This window comes from Brucella pseudogrignonensis (genome assembly GCF_032190615.1).
Lineage (GTDB): Bacteria > Pseudomonadota > Alphaproteobacteria > Rhizobiales > Rhizobiaceae > Brucella > Brucella pseudogrignonensis_B.
The window spans coordinates 318,548-338,997 of record NZ_JAVLAT010000003.1; the positions used below are offsets into that span (position 1 = coordinate 318,548).

Below are 20,450 nucleotides of genomic sequence, written 5' to 3' on the forward strand. Positions count from 1 at the left end.
TTAGCCTTCGATAAAGAGGGATTTTGCGCGTGGCGCGGCATCAGACGGTAGCGGCGTATAATCCTGCAGACAGTAAGTCGCAAACTGGCGGTTCAAAGCAGGCAGCGGCGCGATTTCCATCATGCCCAGCGCTGCTTCCATCACCACCATCGCAACTGTGGCCGTGATATTGTCGTGATTGCCGGGACGCGGCGGGCGGCAGACTGCATAGGGTGTCAGGAAGTCATCGAAGAGTGCTTCCTTCAGCTCCTTGCGGCCAATTTTTCCACCATGTGATTCAAGAGACTGTCGAACGCGCCAGTCTCGGTAGAAGCTTTCAGGTACAAAAGGGATGCCGGTGTCGCGCAGCTTCGTCAGCGCAATTGGGCTAACCCAATGATTGGCATGAACGATCAGATCATTCTCCGGCAGGATCGGGAAGGACTCATCCGGCGCACATTCAAAATCGATGCCGAAACCGGCGCTCGTCGCAATCATGATATTGTTTGAGCAGGATTTTGGTGTCGAAGCCACAGCCTTGATTGCTTTGGCAAAATGCTCCTGCTCAAGCACCTTGCGGCGCACAAGACCCAAAGGAACGCCCAGCTTCATATAGTCGCGCTCGCATTCGAGATAATTGGCCGTGATCGAGATTCCCGCTTCATTGAAGCCGCTGCGCGCCAGCCCACCAGCCTCGACAAACGTCACAAAATCGGGACCGTTATTGTTGCGAACACGCAGCACAATACCGGTTTCCACACATTCAGAACGCCAGTCCCAGTTCTGGCCATGAACCAGATTACCAGAAGCACTTTTCGCAGGCATGATGAGAGCACCGGTGCAGCCGTCATCCTGCTCTTCGGGATCAGGCGAACCCGTTTCCGCACGCGCCATCGCAACGACTTCCGTGCGTGCATTGATCATGACGATCTGCTCAAACGGCACATCCGCACCTTTGGCGATGCCGCGCATTTCCTCGACATAAGACGCGTCGAATTCCTCGATCCGGCCGGCAAATTCTTCGATAAGACCTTGCCTGCGCTCAGGCGAAAGACCAAACGCGTCGAGCGTGCCGGAATAAAGACCCGCGCTGCGCCGGATGCGTTCCGCCGCCAGCACCCCATATTGGCGCCCGCGCTCTTCCGGTACGCCCGAAACTGTAATGAATGGAAATGGGGTAACTGACATACTCAATCCATATTTTGTATTTTGTATCTTCTTAATACAATTCACATTCAATCATTGCGGAGTCAACAGTTTTTTATTGGAGTATGGAACAATTTGATTTATACCCTTCCTACAGAGAGTCAGTCTGTCATTCCAATGAGATAGGCTATACGAGAAAGAAATGGCCTATTACGAAATATCCCGTATTCTTTGAGCATAGGTTCATGGGAGAACGCACATTCAGGGGGCGCTGCGCGTGAATATGGACGTTAAGAGATCAACGGAAGGCGAATCCGGCCTGAGCAGTCTTCAGGCGGAAGTCGCACATAAAATGGTCTCGCTCATATCCGCTGCACGCTGGAATATCGGCGACCGGCTGTCGGATGCTGCCATTGCAAAGGAGCTCCGTGTATCGCGGTCGCCCGTGCGTCAGGTGCTCAATCTTCTTGTGCAGCAGGGTATTGTCAGCCAGACACCCAATCGCGGATATCAGCTGCATCGCATTCCAGACCCGGACGAACTCAACGACAATCTGCTGCCGCCATCGGAGGCGGAAGAGCTCTACCGGCGTCTGATGAGTGCGCGCGCCTCGGGTGCTGTTGGCGACGAAGTGTCGGAAGCCGAACTTGCCGATCAGCTGGCTGCAACGCGCGGCGCGGTGCGCCGGGTTTTGATGCGTTTTGCCACCGAAGGTCTCGCAGAGCGTCTTCCGGGCCATGGCTGGCGCTTTGCCGAGTCACTCGATAATGAGCGCGCGGTCAATGAAAGCTACGCTTTCCGCTTGGTGATCGAATGCGGTGCGCTTTCGCAACCCGACTACGCGCCTGATCTCAGCCAGCTCGCAGTTCTGCAACGCGAGCAAAATGAAATATCGGCCTTGCCGATCCAGAGCCTCACACGGGATCTCTGGTTCAACGCGAATGCAAATTTTCACGAAACTATTGTTTCCTGGGCGAATAATCGCTTTTTAACACAATCGGTTCGCTGGCAGAACCATCTGCGCCGAATGACGGAATATTCTGACTTCGATCGCCTGGGCGAAGAGCGCATTCGCAAGGCTTGCGAAGATCATTTAAACATTCTCGAAGCCATCGAAAACAAGGATTTTGAATTCGCTGCAGCGCTACTAAAACGCCATATCAGTCGCTCGGGTGCCGAAGACGTATAATTGAAATAGGCACTGTTACCTTAATTTAACGTAAGCCTGAGATGTGTTAATCAAGGATGACTGAAACTCATTCTTCGCTTTATCACTGCCATCGTTATCCCTCTGAGAGGCACTGTTACGTTAAGCAGAGTGCAGACGTAACGTATTCTTTGACGCATCTGTTATGCGGATTTCAGGCATGCGATCTCACGCCACATGTTTGTGGCGGATTGCCGTAATTCAAGGTGATCGGTGGCGTTGAATTGGTTTCGGGGGGAAGTAATTTAGATTGTAGATCGGATCATGTATCGACGTAAAGCGTTACACATGTTTCGCTGATTTAAAGCGCTTTATACCACGCTTTCGTCGTCGGATTGGTTGATGCGAATTTTCTGCACGATTGTTCAAACTTTATGCTGGCGATGATCGCAAACACCAAGGCCTATTGCTCGCCTAGAAGCGTCCTATAATATCTGCGTGATAACGATGACGGTGATAAAGCGAAGAACGAGGTTCGGTCATCACCCGTTATCGCCAACGATGTTTACGCTTAGGGTAAGGTAACAGTGTCTCGCAAACGCTTATCTTAACGAACATTTTTTTCGAGAAGTGTTTTAAACCTCTTTAAACGGCCCTAATAAATTCCATGCATCACAGCATCATAATGATCTTCTATGGCTGTAGTGCAGTTGCATGACTTTTTACGCAATGCGGCCTCATCCTCAATGGTAACAACACCGCGCTTTGTTGAAATTACCCCTTCTGCGCGGAGTTGCCCTATCGTCCTTGTTACAAACGTTCGTCCTACACCAAGCATTTCGGATAACTGATCATGGGTGAGTTCAAAATGATCTGAATTTGTTCTGGCAGATGCAGACAGCAGCCATTTTGCCGTTCGCTGGGTAATTGTATGGGTTGCGTTGCAGGCTGCCGTTTGAAAGACTTGCGCCATCAGGCAATCTGAGTATCGCGCAAACCAGTGGCGTAAAGTGATCGATTCCATTTTGACCTGCTCAAGAGCAGACGTTTTAATCCTGTAGAAACGACCGGCATTACGGACTATTGCTGTTGCATAGGCTGGAAGGCTACCATTTGAAACGATGCCACCTATTGCACCTTCTCTGCCGATTAATGCGATTTCGACAGCACTATTGTCCTCATCTACCCATCTTTGAAAACTGGCCATCGCGGGTCCGCAAGGAAGGCGTTGTCACGTTAACTGGGCTACAGTTGCCTTCCTGACGGTTTGGGCGTAAATTTTGGCGATGCAGACATCAGATATCATCTTCAAGCGTCACCGTTTTCCGCCACAGATCGTTGCTCATGCGGTGTGGCTTTATCTGCGGTTCAACCTTAGTCTGCGTGAAGTTGAAGAAATGCTGCTTGAGCGTGGAATCGACGTATCATGCGAGACAGTTCGTCGTTGGATCGCCAAGTTCGGCCCCCAGATCACACGCAACTTGCGGCGGCGTCAGGCGCGCCCCGGCGATATTTGGTATTTGGACGAAGTGGTCGTCAAATGCGCTGGAGAGAAATTCTGGCTCTGGCGTGCGGTGGATCAACATGGCTCCGTTCTCGAAGAAATCTTGCAGAAGCGGCGTGATAAAAGGGCGGCAAAGCGACTGCTCGTGGCGTTAATGAAGCGCTATAGCTTTGCTCCCAAACGGATCATCACCGATAAGCTCCGCTCCTACGGTGCAGCAAAGGCAGAAGTGGCACCCGGCCTTGACCATTGGTCGCACAAGGGCCTCAATAATCGGGCTGAAAATAGCCATCTGCCGTTTCGAAAACGGGAGCGAACCATGCAAGGTCATCGGTCACCTGGAGCGTTGCAACGGTTCGTCTCCATGCACTCAGCGACCCGCAATTGTTTCTCTGTTCCATCTCGTCGCCGAGCCGCACAAACAATTCGCTACCATCGCCTCGAAGCATTCGATGCATGGAAAATTGCGGCCAGTGTCGCATGAATATCTACGAGCCCCTGGTCTTTCCGGCCAGAGAAACTTAACGTGACAACACCGCTGATACTTGTCGTGAAGGTCCGGGTTGAAGCGGATGGCGACAAGTGCGGGCATGTAGATCGCGCGCCGAATTGATGACCGCCCCCCGGTGATTCGCTCTTTGCCTTGCCACTTTCCAGATTGCTGCGTCATTGGCGCAAGTCCTGCTAAAGCAGTGATCTTCTTGCCGTCGAGGTACCCAAGCTCTGGCATGTCGATCAGCATGGTGGTCGCGGTCAGTCGACCGATCCCCGGGATGGTCATCAAACGGCGGATGCGCTCTTCAAGGGTACCCCGCTGCTTGGCGATCTGGGCGATGACCTCGTCAAGCGCTTGAATATCGGCACTGATATCTTCAATGCGGCGACCAAGTTGCTCTCGTACGAGCGGGTTCAGCGCAGTAGCAAGCCGCGTCTTTGCGGTTACCTGATCTTTGACCAAAGCGCGGCGGGCAGTCAGCAACTCTCTGAGATCATGAACATCTTCGCCCTCAACGACTTGAGGCGTCAGGTCAAGCACAACGCCCATGCGCGCCAACATTTTGGCGTCGACACTATCAGTCTTTGCCAGTCGCCCGATGGCCTGCGCAAAACGCCGCGCCTGCTTTGGATTGACTTTTATGAAGGGGAGCTCTGCCAGGCTGAGATGTCGCTCAAGTCCCCGGTGATAGGCACCGGTTGCTTCGAAGACGATGAGAACGTCTTCCTCTTTTGCCAGCCAGTCGCACAATTGCCCAAAACCTTCGGGCGTATTGGGTAAGCAGCACGCCTCCGTCCGGGAGTGCCAGAATGCGTCAAGACGGTCTTTCGACACGTCAATACCAATGGTATCCTTAGCCATCTTTTCTTCCTACCTATGCTTGTCGTTCGGGCCCGCAGCCCACGTATCTGTTCAGGTCGTTAGAAAAGACGGGGGCTCGTCAAACTCGACCGCGGTCCTGCAAGACCAAGCTCCGCACGACGCCACCCCCGCCGCTGCCCCGCAATTTGCGGTGCTGGGCAGCGGCTCCTTTTTGCATCAAGAGCCAAGAATTCCATAAGACAAGCTCCGCCTGGGCAAAATACGCCGAGGCTTTGCGTAAAATCTCATTCGCCTGACGAAGCTCGCGGTTCTCCCGCTCCAGTGTCTTCATCTTCTCCGCCACGTCACTCGGCAAACCTGCACGCTTGCCGCTGTCGACCTCGGCCTTCTTCACCCATTCATAGAGGGTATGCGCCGAGCAGCCGATCTTGGCCGCTATCGATGATACCGCCGCCCAGCGCGATGAGTGTTCAGCTTCATGTTCCGTCACCATCCGAACGGCGCGGGCGCGGACTTCAGGAGAAAATTTGTTCGTCGTTTTGCTTGTCATAGACCCTACTTCTCACGAGTTGGGGTCTCCGGCAAAGCCGGGGCGGTTCACTTCGCCCCTAAAAATATTTCAAAGGCATAGGTAGCCGATTTGCCATTCTGTGCAAAGATGGATGCGAGCCCATTGTCAAAATGTATCGTAAAATGTATCGTTAAAAATATCGAAACGGGCAATGAAGTCAGATAGTTACTGAAAAAGCGTTGAAAATCAGTACATTGGGAAAGAGTCCCACCCTCTCCGCTATTTTATTTAATGGAAATCAGATATTTGCACTGAACACGGCTTAATATTGTAATTGTGGCTGTGCGGCTCTGCGCTTGCGTTCAATCAAGGGCCACGCCCCCGGCACTAAGCCGTATACTCGCTCAGCTCATACCCCTTCTCTTGGCCCTTCAGACATAATGTTAAGAGATTAGATTTTTCGACAGCCCTTCCAACACTTGATGAATCGTTGTCATTATGGCCTATAATGATAACGAAGCTGAACTTAGGGATGCGGAAATGTCGAACATGATGCGTTCCCGGTTAAAGTGGACAGCCTGCATTCTGGTGATGTGGCTTCTGTGTATGGGGCTTTATCTGGCGCTATCCGTAAACCGATCACTGAAACATGAAGCTAGCGAATTAAATGAAGCCGGCTTTCTTTTGCATCGGATGATCTCGCAGCGCGTCGCTCAGCAGGATGCGCATATGACCACACTGGCTTCGCTCATTCTCGCAGACGGCGATAAAAAGCCTGAACTGCTAAAACAGGTCAGCGATAGCATCATGCGGTTTTACCCGCGTATCAAAGCTATTCAGGAAGTTGAGATAACGTGGCGCGACGCTTCCGCCTCGACAAGTGTTAAACCAGTTTTCTCAGCGCCATCCGATGCTGCCATTCCTGATTTCAGTTCGCTTGGCAGAGACATTTTCGTACAGCACGCAGGCGAGGTTAGAAGCTATGTCAGCCCAGCTGCTCAGCACGAATATCTACTTGCCAAAAAGCTCAAAGTCAGCAATCCGGCGCTTGCGCTGATTATGCGTATCGATCCGGAACTGCTCATCGATATGGACGAATTGCCAAAATGGGCCAATTTCACGCTGGTGCTCGACCGCTCTGTCGTCATGGAACAAAAAGCCCCGCAACAGGCAACCGGATGGCTTGCCTCGCCAAAGTTCAGCCGCGCCATTGACAGCCAGTCGCAACCGCTGCTGCTCACAATGGATTACCCCATCTCTCTTGCCGATCTTATTGATGGTGTTTCGCTGGCTGTGGTTTCTGTAACCAGTCTTATCGTACTTTTGCTGCTCGGATATAGTCTGCGACACCGACGCGAAGTGCGCCGCCTGCAAACTTCAGCCAATATGGCTGAACAACGCAGTTTAGCACTTGAGCGCGAGACACGGCTGGCACACGCGGCGCGGGTTAACTCCATGGGCGAACTCGCCTCCGGAATCGCACATGAACTGGCGCAGCCTTTGACAGCACTGATGAGCCAAAGCCGTGCAGCCGAACGCATTATCGAACAATCCGGCATCGACAATGCGCTTTTAAAGAAAGCAATGGCTGCCAATGTGCGCGAGGCGAGACGTGCCGGTGATATGCTCAAACGGATGCGCGATTATATCAGCAACCGCCCGCCAAAGCGCGTCTCTGTTGCAATTAACCGCATCATCCATGACACGGTGGAACTGCTGCATTCCGATCTGGAACAACGCGATATTGCCCTCAAACTGGACCTCGCACCCGATTTGCCGCAGCTGATGGCAGACCCTGTTGAGCTTGAGCAGGTCTTCAACAATCTGATCCGAAACTCAGCCGATAGTCTTCGGGACAGCAGCACTGCTGATTGTATGATCACAGTCGCAACAACACATGAGAACAAGCAGATCCGGATCAGTGTTTCTGACAATGGTCCGGGCATTGCTGATGATTTGCTACCACGCCTGTTCGAGCCTTTCTTCACCACGAAGAAAGATGGCATGGGGCTGGGGCTGACCCTTTGCGCGACCCTGATTGAACGCATCGGCGGCCACATCGAAGCCCAGAATAATGAAACAGGCGGCGCATGTTTCGTGGTTAAGCTTCCCCTTCATACAAAGGAAACCGACGCGTGAGCGAGACGACAATCTATCTGGTTGATGATGATGAAGCCGTTCGTGATGGACTTTCGATGCTGCTCTCTACCTATGGTATGGCTGTCGAGACCTTTGCTGATCCGACAACATTTCTCGCTCATATCGATGAAAGCCGCCCCGGCATTCTGTTGCTCGATTTGCGAATGCCATTAATCAGCGGATTGCAGGTGCAGCAGAAACTGACCGAGCGCGGCATCAACTGGCCCATCGTGATGATAACCGGGCATGGTGACGTCAATGCATGCAGACGAGCTTTCAAAGCGGGTGTCAGTGATTTTCTGAGCAAACCAATCGACGAAGATGTGCTGCTTGATGCGATCCATTCGGCAAAAGACCTGCTGGACAAAAATCTTGAGAAGCAGGAAGCAGCAGTACTGCTTAAAAGTCTGACAATCCGCGAAAGAGAAGTGTTCGACCTAGTCTGCGAAGGCTATTCCAGCAAGGACATTGCTGGCGCACTCGATATATCGGCACGCACCATTGATGCACATCGCGCAAATATTGCGGAGAAGCTCAGAACAAGCTCCATAGCGGAGTTCGTTCGCCTGCGTCTTGCCACATCTCAGTAGAACTACCTATTAAGCTTGGTGCGGTCGCGGATTCAGTCGAATGCCAAATGCCTGTAGAACAGTGATCAGAAAGCGACGACTTTCAACGAATTGTTCCACAGGAGACACAATTATGAAGCGCATTTTTCTTGCTGTTACTGCCGCTGCCCTCATGACCTCAGCTGCCTCCGCGCAGGTTCTTGAAGAAAAGAACATCGGGATGGAACTGGCTGGCACAATCGCCCGTGAAGCTGTCGCAGCCTGTGCAGCCGATGGCTATAATGTTTCCGCCGCTGTTGTTGACCGTGCCGGTGTGCTTCGTGCGCTTTTGCGTGCTGACAATGCTGGTTCGCATACACCGGAAGCAGCGCGCCAGAAGGCTTATACGTCTTCATCCTCACGCACACCAACCAGTGTCATGGCTGAAAACATCACCAAGAATCCGGCAGCAGCACAGCTTGCATCCATCGACGGCTTCCTCGTTCTGGCTGGTGGCGTGCCAATCAAAGTGGGCGATGCAACAATCGGAGCAGTTGGTGTTGGCGGCGCACCGGGCGGCCAGTTTGATGAAGCCTGCGCGATCGCTGCAATCAATAAGGTACAGGATCAGCTGAAGTAAGCAGCCTCTGCATTCTAAATAGAAACGCCGTGCATCCTATGCAGGATGCACGGCGATGATGTGTTTATCAGAGGTTTTTCTGCGCAAACTTGTCAAACGCCTTGAGGGGTACTGCCAAGTTGTTTGAGGTAGGCTGCACGAAGCCGTTGTGGTTGTGCTCATGCGGTCATTTCAGCCGTGTAGTCATGCCATAACGCAAACGCATCTGTCCGTGCATGACGGTAGGAATGAGCTGTGAGTTTATGGCGACGCGGGCGGAAAATCAGGTTGATCTGATCGTGAGCGGCAAGGAACCTTTGCGCATGTCGCGCTGATTTGAACTTGCCAAATATCTTCTCGCGTTTTCGGGTTGGCCTATGCGAGACTTCGATGGCGTTATTCAGGCCTTTATGGGCTCGGTGATCCGTATCTGGTGAAAGGTTTTGTATCGGCTTAATGTAACTGCGCAGCTTATCCGTCACGACCACACGTGGTTGACCGAATTGCTTCACCAGTCTGGAGAAAAACCGTTTGGCAGCCTTGGTGTTACGACGCGTTTGAACTAAAATATCAAGAACATCGCCGTCTGCGTCAATTGCCCGCCAGAGCCAATACTTCTTTCCGCCAATCGTGATGACGACCTCATCAATGTGCCATTTATCATTCGGCCTTGGTCGGTCCCTGCGGATACAGTCGGCAAAATGGCGGCCGAAGCGATTAATCCAGACGCGAACGGTTTCCCGGCTGACAAGCACACCACGCTCTGCAAGAAGATCTTCCACATCCGCTGTGCTTAACGCAAATCGATGATAGGTCCAGACAGCGTAGGCAATAATTTCACGCGGAAAACGAAAACCCTTCAACCGGGGAAAGGAGCTAGGTAATTTCATGCCATATCGATACCGGAAACGCCAGCCTCAAACAACTTGGCAATACCGTCCTTGTTTCTTGTCTGGAATCAAGTGAGTTACCGATCCCGAAAATCGCGGTGTCGATATTTTCCATAATAATTGCCAACAATATCGTTGACAATATATCAGTGAATTAAGATAGTTCAAAAAAATTCGGATAAACGGATCTGTCGTTATTCACAAAGGGAACAGCATGACGCGTCTTAATAAATTTCTTCTATCAGCACTGAGCGCTGTGGCCGTTACTGCGCCACTAATGGTAGCATCGGCTGACGCGGCTACGTTGCGATGGGGGAGCCGGGCGGACATTTACTCGCTGGATCCGAATTCCGTTCCATCAACGTCTAACTTGGCGTTTCTCAACCACATTTATGAAGGGTTGATCCGATACGGCCCAAATTTCGAGATTGAACCAGCGCTTGCCACTGAGTGGAAGCTGATTGATAATAATAAATGGCGTTTTACCCTGCGCAAGGGTGTTAAATTCCATAACGGCGCCGAATTTACGGCAGATGACGTAGTTGCTTCCATGAACCGCGTGTCCGATCCGACTTCGCCGCTGCGGGGCAATATCCCGCTTTATGTCGGGGTCGATAAGGTCGATGATTACACGGTCGACATTGAGGTCTCCTCGCCAAGCGCACTTTTCCTGAACGATATGACCAATATCTTCATGTTCGATGCAGACTGGCTGAAAGACAACAATGCAGAAAAGCCAACGGACATAGCTTCAAACACTGAAAATTTTGCGACGCACAACACCAATGGCACTGGCCCATTCAAGCTGGATAGCCGTGTCCCGGATTCCAAAACTGTTCTACTGGTCAACGATCAGTGGTGGGACGAAAAGAAACATAATCTTGACCGTATCGAATATGTACCGATCTCTTCTGCGGCTACACGCGTTGCTGCACTTTTGTCAGGTGAAATCGATCTGGTGGATTCTGCTCCAATTCAGGATTTGCCACGATTAGAATCGTCTCCGGGCATTAACGTGAACAAGCGCACAGAACTCCGTACGGTCTTCATTGCCTTCAATGGCAAGGAAAAGCTTGAGGACGGTCGTCCCAATCCATTTCTCGATGAGCATGTGCGGCAAGCTGTGGAAGCGAGCCTTGATCGTGATCTTATCAACCAGAAAATCATGCGCGGGCTCGCACGTCCTACAGGGTCACTCATAGCGCCCGAAATTGCCGGCTATGCTGAATCTCTCGATGTGTATCAGCCCGCCGATCCCAAGCAGGCACAGAAACTGTTGGAAGATGCGGACCAAAAAGGTTTGGCATTTACCTATCTGTGTATGAATGATGAAAGTATCAACGAAGAAGATATATGCTCGGGTATAGCCAATATGCTTAAGCGTTCGGGTTTTGAACCAACAATAGACATGGGGCCGAGGGCTGTTCAGCAGCCTAAACGCACCAACGGCAAGGCGGACATGTTCAATTTGAGTTGGGCAAACGAGCCGACACTGGATGCCTATTCGCTTCTGTCACAAGTTCTTTCGACGCGCAGTGGCTCCACCGGTGTTTCTAACTACGGTGGCTGGTCTTATCCGGAACTCGACGATCTGGTCAAAAAGGCAGCAAATGAGCCGGACACCGCCAAACGGCTGGCTCTGGAAGAGGAGGCTCTAAAGATCGCCAAGGATAAGGCGATTTTGATTCCTTTGCATCAACAGCCGATTGCATGGGGTATGTTAGAAAAAGTTAAAAGCGTTGACTTCCGTGCCGACAACAAGCCGCGTCATTGGCACACCATGATGGCCGAATAACATTATTGTCCGTAAATGTTAGAGCGTCCAACAGTAAAGGACGCTCTATTGCATTCATACTCAAAACAAGCCCTGAGGAAAATTGAGTTGGGCGGTTCGTCAACTTCAGGGCAATTTTATTACAGTCATGCTTTTTAAAATGCAGCGCTGATGACGACAAGAAATAGGTATTTCTCATGTGCTGGAGACCATCCATTGTGCACCTCATTCAAACGGTAAGAAACCAATCAGCCCGTCACAATCTCCTGACAATCCTTTGACAATTCAGGCTGGTTTGATCGTGATGTTGACTGTTATCGTCGACTTTAGATGCGAAAAATATTCAAATATTGTCTACAATCTCGTTGACAACTTTTTGCTAATATAGATACTGTTATCAATGGCCAATGAAGAAGCCGCAAAGGCTCAGGCCCCTGATGCAGGGAGGAAATCACATTCAGCATACTTCGTGTTTAGCACGAAGAAATGACATTTTCGTACTCGTCTTGGGTATGATGGTGCTTGAAGAAAAGATCCCCAAAAAGGGGACAAAATTTCCAGAAGCGGAGCAATCAATGTTAAAGAAATTGGGCCTTGCGGCCACTATGCTGGTGAGTCTGACTTTGTCGGGCCATGCGGAAACACTCAAATGGGGGGCTGCACGAGACATTTATTCACTCGACCCCTATTCGTATGGCGATAGTTACACGCTGTCTTTCCTCAATCATGTTTATGAGGGGCTGGTTCGCTACGATGCGGATTTAAAGATCGAGCCTGCACTCGCACAATCATGGGAAAATATTTCGGATACGACGTGGCGTTTTCATTTGCGAAAAGGTGTGAAATTCCATGACGGTGCCGAATTTACGGCTGATGATGTTCTGGCGTCGCTCAAGCGGGTAAGCGATCCGGTTTCGCCGTTGCGAGGAAACTTGCCTGCCTACAAGTCCTCCAGCAAGGTTGATGATTACACCGTCGACATTGAACTCAGCGGCCCTTATCCGCTCCTTCTCAACGATCTCACAAATATTCATATTTTTGATGAGGGTTGGCTCAAGAAAAATAATTCAGAGAAGCCCACTGATGTTGGGGCAAAAATTGAGGGTTACGCTACCTATAACACCAATGGAACCGGGCCATTCAAGCTTGAGAGCCGTGTCCCGGATTCAAAAACCATTCTTGTGAAAAATGCGGATTGGTGGGATGAATCCCAATCCAATATCGACCGTATAGAATTCACACCTATCACCTCTGCTGCAACGCGAGTGGCAGCGTTGCTATCGGGTGAAATCAACTTCACGGAAAATGCGCCTTCGCAAGATTTACCGCGGTTGCAAGCGCAGCCAGATTTGAATGTTCTTGAGCGTACTGATCTTCGCACAGTGATGATGGGCTTTAATCGTAAGCCGGAACTTGCTGACGGTTCTCAGAATAAGTTTAACGATCTGCGCGTGAGACAGGCCTTTGCTCATGCTCTTGATCGGGATCTGATCCAGAAGCGTATCATGCGCGGAAAGTCACGCACCGCAGGCGCGGTCGTTGCTCCGGAAATTCCCGGATACACTGCGGAACTGGATACAACTTTGGCATATGACCCGGAGCTCTCCAAGAAGCTTTTGGCTGAAGCAGGCGCGGTCGACTTTCCATTCACGCTGGTATGCACAACAGATGCTTATGTGAATGAGGAAGAGCTTTGTCAGGGTATGGTGAATATGTTGAGCCGTGGCGGTTTCAAACCACAACTCGATATTGCTCCAACGGCTGCGCAAGCGCCGAAACGTACCGGCGGCAAAGCGGACGTCTATCTCATTGGTTGGGCGACCGAGCCAATGCTGGACAGCTATTCCATCCTGCTTCAGATGATTGCCACAAAGACTGCAAATGCTGGCGTTTTCAACTGGGGCGGATGGAGCTATCCAGAGATCGACGAGCTCATTGTACAAGCTTCTACTGAAATGGATCGTCCTAAGCGTGTCGCACTCCAGACCAAAGCGTTGGAGATGGCGAAAGACGAAATAGTGATGTTACCCCTGCACCAACAGCCTATGGCCTGGGTTATGTCGAAGAATATCGACAAGATCGTGCAGTTGCCTGACAACAAGCCGCGTCATTGGCTGACGCGTTTTGCCCAATAATCTGATGATGCTGTCCCGGGGATGCGTCCCCGGGCGTACCATGTTGTTACCGAGGAAATTTCATGCTGGTTTTTATCATTAAGCGCCTGGCAAACGCTGTCATGGTGATGTTGGCCGTCGCTTTGCTTGCCTTTCTGATTTTCCGCCTTGCGGGCGATCCAGTCGAGATGATGGCCAATGAACAAATGACACAGGCCGACCGCGATAATTTGCGCGAACGGCTGGGTCTCAATGATGGCCTGCTTGTTCAATATTCGCGCTTTGTTGTGAATGCTGCGCAAGGGAATTTTGGTATTTCCTACCGAAATGGTCAGGATGTATTGGGTCTGATAAGCGAGCGATTTCCCGCAACGCTTGAGCTGGTTTTCGTTGCGACGATCATTTCACTCTTAGTTGGATTGCCTTTGGGTGTGCTCACCGCCATCAAACGCGGAAAATGGTACACGGAGAGTCTCCAGTTTCTTTCCATCGTTGGCGTATCGCTACCCAGTTTCGTGGTCGGTATTCTGCTTATCCTTGTTTTCTCTGTATCAATTGGCTGGTTTCCCGCCTTCGGACGCGGCGAAGTTGTTTATATTGGCGGTTGGTCCACTGGCCTTCTCACTCCGTCGGGAAGAGCTGCAATTATCCTCCCGGCTATAGCTCTTTCGCTTTATCAGGTTACGCTCGTGATGCGTCTGGTACGTGCTGAAATGCTGGAAGTTCTGCGATCCGACTACATCAAGTTCGCGCGCGCACGGGGTATTCCGAGATGGCGCATTTATTTCAGGCATGCATTGCGTAATTGTCTTATGCCTGTCGTGACCTTGACGGCGATGAATATCGGTTCGCTGATTGCTTTCGCACTGATCACGGAAACGGTTTTCCAGTGGCCGGGGATGGGTATGTTGTTCATTCAGGCTGTCACGTTTCTCGATATTCCCGTGATGGCGGCTTATCTTTGCATCATTTCCTTCATTTTTGTCGTGCTGAACACTCTGGTGGACGTTGCCTATGCGGTAATCGATCCTCGATTGCGCACGGCTCGCTGATCAACGGGAGTCTGTCTTAATGAGCACCCCATCCTCACAAGCCACCCCCGTCACGCGTCTTTCGCTTGTTCAGCGAGTTCGTAAAAGTGATCTGTGGTGGTCCTTCACACACAGCAAGACGGCGATGATAAGCGCAGCCCTGCTTGCCGTTCTGATCTTGAGCGCATTGTTCGCACCTTTGATCGCACCACAAAATCCCTATGATGGTGCGGCACTCGACATGTGGAAAGCAGAGCTGCCTCCACTATGGGAAGAGGGAGGTGAATGGCCGTTCCTACTGGGCACCGACACGCAAGGCCGTGACATGCTTTCGGCCATTCTTTACGGCACCAGAATTTCTATCGTCATCGGTATCGCTTCGGTGTTGCTTTCCCTGCTGATCGGTCTGACTGCTGGATTGGTCTCCGGCTATTTCGGTGGCTTTATCGACAATCTGCTGATGCGTTTCGGTGACGTGACCCTTTCAATACCAACCATTCTCGTGGCCATTCTCGTTTCAACGGTTGTGCGACAGATGTTGCCAGTGAGCCTTCGTGAGATTGGCGCGTCAGCAGTGCTGATCCTGGCAATCTCACTTTCAGCATGGGTGCAATATGCCCGTACTGTTCGAGCGCAGGTGATTGTAGAGGCGGGTAAGGATTATGTGTCTGCGGCACGGCTGATAGGAGTGCCGTCGCGTCGGATCATGACAAAGCACATCCTGCCCAACACACTGACACCCATTATGGTCGCGGCAACGCTTAATTTCGGTATGGCGATCCTGACCGAAGCGACCCTTTCATTCCTTGGAATAGGCATGCCGCCGAGCCAGCCGTCGCTGGGAACCCTGATCCGTATCGGCAATCAGTTCCTGTTTTCCGGTTCATGGTGGATTGTGGTTTTCCCCGTCATCCAGCTCTGCCTGCTTGTCGTGGCCGTCAATATGCTCGGCGATTGGCTGCGCGATGCGCTTAATCCGAAATTGAGGTAAGTTAAATGAACAATCTTTTGCTTCGCAACATCCGTCCTATGGCAGGCGAAAACTGCGACGTTTTAATCAAAGATGGAAAAATTGCGGGTTTCGGACAGTTTTCGGCAGAGCCTGGTGTGGCTGTTGAAGACGGGAATAATTCTATCCTGATCCCGGGATTGATTGATGCTCACACGCATCTCGACAAGACAACCTGGGGCATGCCGTGGCACGTTAATAACCGTGCTGCAATTTTACGGGAGCGTATCGATTTCGAACGCGAGCACAGGCTGGAAATCGGGATAGACCCCCATCGTCAGTCGATGCGCCATGCTATTGGTCTTTCGGCCCATGGCGGTACCCATATCCGTAGTCATGTCGACATTGACCCGATCCACGGTTTGACACTTGTTGAAGGTATCTGGGAAACACGCGAAAAGCTCAAAGGCATCATCGACATTGAGGTTGTCGCTTTTCCCCAGTCCGGCTTGATGGTCATGCCGGGCACTCATGATTTGCTTGATGAAGCATTGCGTCAGGGTTGCGAAGTTCTGGGCGGGATTGACCCATGTGGCATCGATCGCGACCCAAAAGGCCAACTGGACACTCTATTCTCACTTGCAACAAAACATGGTGTGCCGATCGACATTCATCTGCACGAGACGGGTGATCTTGGCGCCTTCACAATGGAGCTTATCTTTGAGCGAATCCGTGCAAATGGCATGGAAGGCAAGGTCGCAATCAGTCATGCATTTGCGCTTGGGATGAATGACTATCTACGGGTTGACCAACTTATCGAACAGCTGGCAATTCTGGATGTTGCAATTCTAACCACTGGCGCACCTTCCGCGACGGTCCCATCAATCAGACGCTTGAAAGAAGCCGGTGTGCGTATCGGCGGCGGTTGTGACGGCATTCGCGATACGTGGGGTCCATGGGGGCAGCCTGATATGCTTGACCGTGCCAAGATCATCGGCATGAAAAATGGCGTTCGTTCCGATCATGAACTGGAGCACGTCCTTTATATCGTGTCTCAGGGTGGAGCAGATGTCATGGCGCTTGAAAATTACGGTCTTGATATCGGTTGTGATGCTGATTTTACCCTTTTGACCGGCGAAACGCTGGCGCATGCGGTGGTCGATGTAGCGCCGCGCCCGCTGGTCGTAAAAGGCGGCCGTATTACAGCCCGCCAAGGCGTATCTGTGGTTGAAATGCCATGAAGAATGCTGTTCTGAATTCTCTTGTGTTGGGTGCGCGGCCGTCTGGCCGCACTCTTATCACGGCGCGTTGGGTGGTCGGGCATAAAGACGGTGGCCATCGCCTGCTCAAAGATGGTGAAGTGGTTTTTGAGGGTGGTCAGATCCTCTTCGTCGGGCACCAGTTTCCCGGAGAAGTCGCACGCCGAATAGACTTTGGTAACGCACTTATCAGTCCCGGCTTGATTGATCTCGACGCTCTTTCAGATCTCGATACGACTATTCTTGGAATTGACCATCATCCCGGCTGGGCGAAAGGTCGTGTTTGGCCGCGCTCCTATGTCGATGCCGGACCCTACGAGATGTATGATGAAGGTCAATTGGGCTTTCAAAAGCGGTTTGCTTTCGGCCAGCTTTTATTGAACGGTATCACAACTGCTGCTCCGATTGCTTCGTTGTTTTATCGCGAGTGGGGAGAAACGGTTGCAGAGTTTGATGCTGCCTCAGACGCCGCCGGCGATTTGGGCCTGCGTGTTTATCTAAGCCCCGCATATCGCTCAGGTGGTATGGTTCTTGAGCAGCCGGGCAAAATTGTTCCTGTTTTCGATGAAGAACGCGGTTTTCAGGGGCTCAGCAATGCAATTGCGTATATTGAGCGTCAAAACGGTCGTCATGGTGATCTTGTGCGTGGCATGCTCGCTCCCGATCGGGTGGAGACTTCGACGCTCGCTCTTATCAAACGTACAGATGCGGCTGCACGTGATCTCGGCTGTAAGTTTCGACTTCATATGGCTCAAGGAGCCATGGAAGTCGATACCGTGCGCATGTTGCATGGTTCTACTGCACCGGTTTGGCTCGCCAGCCATGGGTTACTGAGCGAGCGGCTAATTGCTCCACATGCTACCAACGCCACCGATGAAGATCTCGATCTTTATGCGCAAAACGCTGTGTCAATCGTGCATTGTCCGCTGGTTTCAGGTCGTGGCGGTTCAATTCTGAAGTCGTTCTCCGACTGTCGTATGCGTGGGATTAATGTCGCCATGGGTACGGATACGACTCCGCCCGATATGCTGATGAATTTGCTGGCTGGACTTATTACCGGACGGGTGGCTGACAATGCACCTGATCGTCTGCGTACTGCTGATCTGTTTGACGCAGCGACGCTTGGTGGTGCGAAGGCTTTGGGCCGCGCAGATATTGGTCATTTATCACCCGGAGCGCGGGCCGACATTGCTGTTTTCCGTTTGGATGACACCTTTATGGCTCCGTCGATTGATCCTATCACAACGATTGTTGTCGGTGGATCTGGAAAGATAACCCAAGCTGTCTTTGTGGATGGCCGTGTTTCAATGATTGATCGGCAGTTGGCGGGCTTTGACATGGAAAAAGCACGAGAGCAGGCACAGACCCAGTTTGACAGCCTGATTGCGAAATATCCTGAGAGGAGTTGGAATAATCCTCCGGTCAGCCAAATATTCCCACCAAGCTATCCTGTTGTAGCGCCAAGAGAGGAAAAAACACATGGTTGAGATGCAGGAACCCGTCGTTGATGTTCGCAATCTACGTGTTAATTTTCCCGGTCGTCACGGTACAGTTACAGCGTTGTCGGATGTATCCTTGTCGATACGTCCGGGAGAAGTTCTTGGTGTCGTAGGCGAGTCGGGAGCCGGCAAGTCTATGACAGGACTGGCGATTCAAGGGCTTCTCGAACGGCCCGGTCATATTGCCGGCGGAGAAGTATGGCTTGGCAAACAGCGTATTGATACTCTTGATGATCGCGCCATGGAAAAAGTCCGTGGCCGGGAAATCGGTGCGATATTTCAGGATCCGTTGACTTCCCTCAACCCACTTTTCACAGTGGGGTCTCAGTTAATTGAAACCATCCGGCAGCATCTCGGTCTGGGCCGGGCAGAGGCGCGTGCCCGTGCTGTTCAATTGCTGCGTGACGTGGGTATTCCATCGCCTGAAGAGCGGGTTGATCAGTATCCTCATCAGTTCTCCGGTGGGATGCGTCAGCGTGTAGTGATAGCTCTCGCGCTTGCTGCATCTCCTAAACTGGTGATTGCTGATGAGCCAACAACTGCGCTTGATGTTTCAATTCAGGCACAGATCATTTCGCTGCTACGAAAACTTTGCAAAGAAAAACAAACGGCAGTCATGTTGGTTACGCACGACATGGGTGTCATTGCCGAGGCGGCAGATCGGATTGCGGTTATGTATGCGGGGCGTCTCATTGAGGTCGGACCGGTGGAGCAGGTGCTCCATCAGCCATCTCATCCCTATACACAGGGGCTGATGTCGTCGATCCCTTCACTGGGTGCGCGGGTCGACAAGCTTAATCAGATCGATGGCTCTATGCCCCGTCTGGACTCCATTCCTGACGGTTGTGCATTTAACCCGCGTTGCAGCAAAAGTGGCTCTCGCTGTCGGCGCGAGAGACCAGAACTCGTGTTTTCGGGGGCGACAGCCAGTGCATGCTGGCTCAATGCAGGAGGCACCGCATGACAAACTATTTAAGTAGAACTCCGGCTTTGACCGTTGAACGGCTCGTTAAAACATTTGATGTATCGGCACCCTGGCTCAACAGACTGGTTGAGCGCAAACCCAAACAGTATTTAAAAGCCGTCAATGACATCAGTTTCTCCGTTCCTTCTGGTGGTTGTTTAAGCATTGTTGGGGAAAGTGGTTGCGGAAAATCCACTGTCGCCCGTCTTGTCACCGGTCTTTATCCTGCCACCAGTGGCGGTATGCGCTTTGCAGCGGGCAAAAGTGGTGCACCTCTATCGGCACAGATGATTTTTCAAGACCCCTATGCGTCACTCAATCCGCGCTGGCGGGTAAAGAACATTATCGCGGAGCCGCTACGCGAACTCAAGCTACGCGACACAGCGGCCGAGATTACTGTCCGAGTTGAGGAACTCCTGCAAATTGTCGGTCTTTCTGCTTCGGACGGCGAGAAATTTCCGCATGAATTCTCAGGCGGTCAGCGCCAGCGTATTTCGATCGCCCGTGCATTGGCAAGCGAACCGGAGTTCCTTGTTTGTGACGAGCCAACATCTGCACTTGATGTTTCTGTTCAGGCGCAGGTTCTCAATCTGATGCGTCGCCTTCAGGATGAATTGGGTCTTACATACCTCTTTATCAGCCATGATATGAGTGTGGTCCGCCATATGTCTGACCGGATTGCGGTCATGTATCTGGGGCGCATTGTTGAAGAAGGCGATACAGAAGAACTATTTGCTGATCCGCGACATCCATATACCCAACTTTTATTGCAAACTATCCCTAATATCGAAGAGCCGAACCGCAATCGTGAGCCTGCAAGTGGGGAGGTACCTAGTCCATTGAAGCCACCTTCAGGTTGCACTTTTCATCCGCGTTGCCCGCTTGCTATCGAACGTTGCTCCAAGGAAGCCCCGGTTATGCAACTTCTCCCCAACCGTACGCGGGTGGCCTGCCATCTGGTGGAGATGAAGGTTGACTAAAGTTGATCGTGAAAACTGTGAAACGGCTTTTGACGACGATGCGCGTTAATACGAATTTCAAAGTGCAGACTGGTCAAGG

The 20,450-nt window shown here is 51.6% G+C and carries 17 protein-coding genes and 1 pseudogene; 13 read left to right on the plus strand and 5 right to left on the minus strand.

Annotated elements, in window-relative coordinates; all coding sequences use genetic code 11:
• On the minus strand, positions 1–1,167 hold the full coding sequence (locus tag RI570_RS19300) for a C45 family peptidase (RefSeq protein ID WP_313830396.1): 1,167 nt from the start codon (positions 1,165–1,167) through the stop codon (positions 1–3).
• 241 nt (positions 1,168–1,408) lie between these two features.
• Between RI570_RS19300 and RI570_RS19305 the strand changes: the two genes are divergently transcribed.
• Positions 1,409–2,314 carry a GntR family transcriptional regulator gene (locus RI570_RS19305; RefSeq protein WP_313830677.1) on the plus strand — a complete coding sequence of 302 codons (906 nt, stop codon included), beginning with the start codon at positions 1,409–1,411 and terminating at the stop codon, positions 2,312–2,314.
• A gap of 613 nt (positions 2,315–2,927) precedes the next feature.
• On the opposite strand, the gene RI570_RS19310 is transcribed toward RI570_RS19305, so the two are convergent.
• Positions 2,928–3,479, minus strand: a complete 552-nt coding sequence (locus tag RI570_RS19310; RefSeq protein WP_313830397.1) for a Crp/Fnr family transcriptional regulator — start codon at positions 3,477–3,479, stop codon at positions 2,928–2,930.
• Positions 3,480–3,558: 79 nt separating this feature from the next.
• Between RI570_RS19310 and RI570_RS19315 the strand changes: the two genes are divergently transcribed.
• Entirely contained in the window at positions 3,559–4,260 is a 702-nt protein-coding gene (locus tag RI570_RS19315) for an IS6 family transposase (protein ID WP_313830130.1), read from the plus strand.
• On the opposite strand, the gene RI570_RS19320 is transcribed toward RI570_RS19315, so the two are convergent.
• The gene (locus RI570_RS19320) at positions 4,147–5,133 is read right to left on the minus strand and encodes an IS110 family transposase (protein WP_313830398.1); all 987 of its coding nucleotides are present in this window, start codon (positions 5,131–5,133) and stop codon (positions 4,147–4,149) included. The two genes, RI570_RS19315 and RI570_RS19320, sit on opposite strands and share 114 nt — an antisense overlap.
• Positions 5,134–5,336: 203 nt before the next feature.
• A pseudogene (locus RI570_RS19325) lies at positions 5,337–5,644 on the minus strand (transposase); the annotation flags it as partial.
• A 501-nt stretch (positions 5,645–6,145) separates the two neighbouring features.
• Between RI570_RS19325 and RI570_RS19330 the strand changes: the two are divergent.
• The 3 genes from RI570_RS19330 to RI570_RS19340 all read left to right on the plus strand — a co-directional run bounded on the left by RI570_RS19330 (position 6,146) and on the right by RI570_RS19340 (position 8,932).
• Positions 6,146–7,744 carry a sensor histidine kinase gene (locus tag RI570_RS19330; protein ID WP_313830399.1) on the plus strand — a complete coding sequence of 533 codons (1,599 nt, stop codon included), beginning with the start codon at positions 6,146–6,148 and terminating at the stop codon, positions 7,742–7,744.
• Positions 7,741–8,334 (plus strand): response regulator, encoded by a 594-nt coding sequence (locus RI570_RS19335; protein ID WP_313830400.1) that lies wholly within the window; start codon positions 7,741–7,743, stop codon positions 8,332–8,334. Before RI570_RS19330 ends, RI570_RS19335 begins: the two co-directional genes overlap by 4 nt.
• 112 nt (positions 8,335–8,446) lie before the next feature.
• The gene (locus RI570_RS19340) at positions 8,447–8,932 is read left to right on the plus strand and encodes a GlcG/HbpS family heme-binding protein (protein WP_313830401.1); all 486 of its coding nucleotides are present in this window, start codon (positions 8,447–8,449) and stop codon (positions 8,930–8,932) included.
• 158 nt (positions 8,933–9,090) lie between these two features.
• On the opposite strand, the gene RI570_RS19345 is transcribed toward RI570_RS19340, so the two are convergent.
• On the minus strand, positions 9,091–9,801 hold the full coding sequence (locus RI570_RS19345) for an IS6 family transposase (protein ID WP_313830403.1): 711 nt from the start codon (positions 9,799–9,801) through the stop codon (positions 9,091–9,093).
• 214 nt (positions 9,802–10,015) lie between these two features.
• On the opposite strand from RI570_RS19345, the gene RI570_RS19350 reads away from it, so the two are divergent.
• The 8 genes from RI570_RS19350 to RI570_RS19385 all read left to right on the plus strand — a co-directional run bounded on the left by RI570_RS19350 (position 10,016) and on the right by RI570_RS19385 (position 20,371).
• Positions 10,016–11,596: an ABC transporter substrate-binding protein gene (locus tag RI570_RS19350; protein WP_313830404.1), complete on the plus strand. Its 1,581-nt coding sequence runs from the start codon at positions 10,016–10,018 to the stop codon at positions 11,594–11,596.
• 554 nt (positions 11,597–12,150) lie between these two features.
• Positions 12,151–13,710, plus strand: coding sequence for an ABC transporter substrate-binding protein (locus RI570_RS19355; protein ID WP_313830405.1), 1,560 nt, complete (start codon positions 12,151–12,153; stop codon positions 13,708–13,710).
• 62 nt (positions 13,711–13,772) lie between these two features.
• Positions 13,773–14,741 (plus strand): ABC transporter permease, encoded by a 969-nt coding sequence (locus RI570_RS19360; protein ID WP_313830407.1) that lies wholly within the window; start codon positions 13,773–13,775, stop codon positions 14,739–14,741.
• 19 nt (positions 14,742–14,760) lie between these two features.
• Positions 14,761–15,711 (plus strand): ABC transporter permease, encoded by a 951-nt coding sequence (locus RI570_RS19365; protein WP_313830408.1) that lies wholly within the window; start codon positions 14,761–14,763, stop codon positions 15,709–15,711.
• Positions 15,712–15,716: 5 nt separating this feature from the next.
• Positions 15,717–16,910 carry an amidohydrolase family protein gene (locus RI570_RS19370; protein WP_313830410.1) on the plus strand — a complete coding sequence of 398 codons (1,194 nt, stop codon included), beginning with the start codon at positions 15,717–15,719 and terminating at the stop codon, positions 16,908–16,910.
• On the plus strand, positions 16,907–18,415 hold the full coding sequence (locus RI570_RS19375; protein ID WP_313830412.1) for an amidohydrolase family protein: 1,509 nt from the start codon (positions 16,907–16,909) through the stop codon (positions 18,413–18,415). The genes RI570_RS19370 and RI570_RS19375 overlap by 4 nt, the downstream gene beginning before the upstream one ends.
• Entirely contained in the window at positions 18,408–19,391 is a 984-nt protein-coding gene (locus RI570_RS19380) for an ABC transporter ATP-binding protein (RefSeq protein ID WP_313830414.1), read from the plus strand. The genes RI570_RS19375 and RI570_RS19380 overlap by 8 nt, the downstream gene beginning before the upstream one ends.
• On the plus strand, positions 19,388–20,371 hold the full coding sequence (locus RI570_RS19385) for an ABC transporter ATP-binding protein (RefSeq protein WP_313830416.1): 984 nt from the start codon (positions 19,388–19,390) through the stop codon (positions 20,369–20,371). The genes RI570_RS19380 and RI570_RS19385 overlap by 4 nt, the downstream gene beginning before the upstream one ends.
• Positions 20,372–20,450 lie beyond the last annotated feature (79 nt).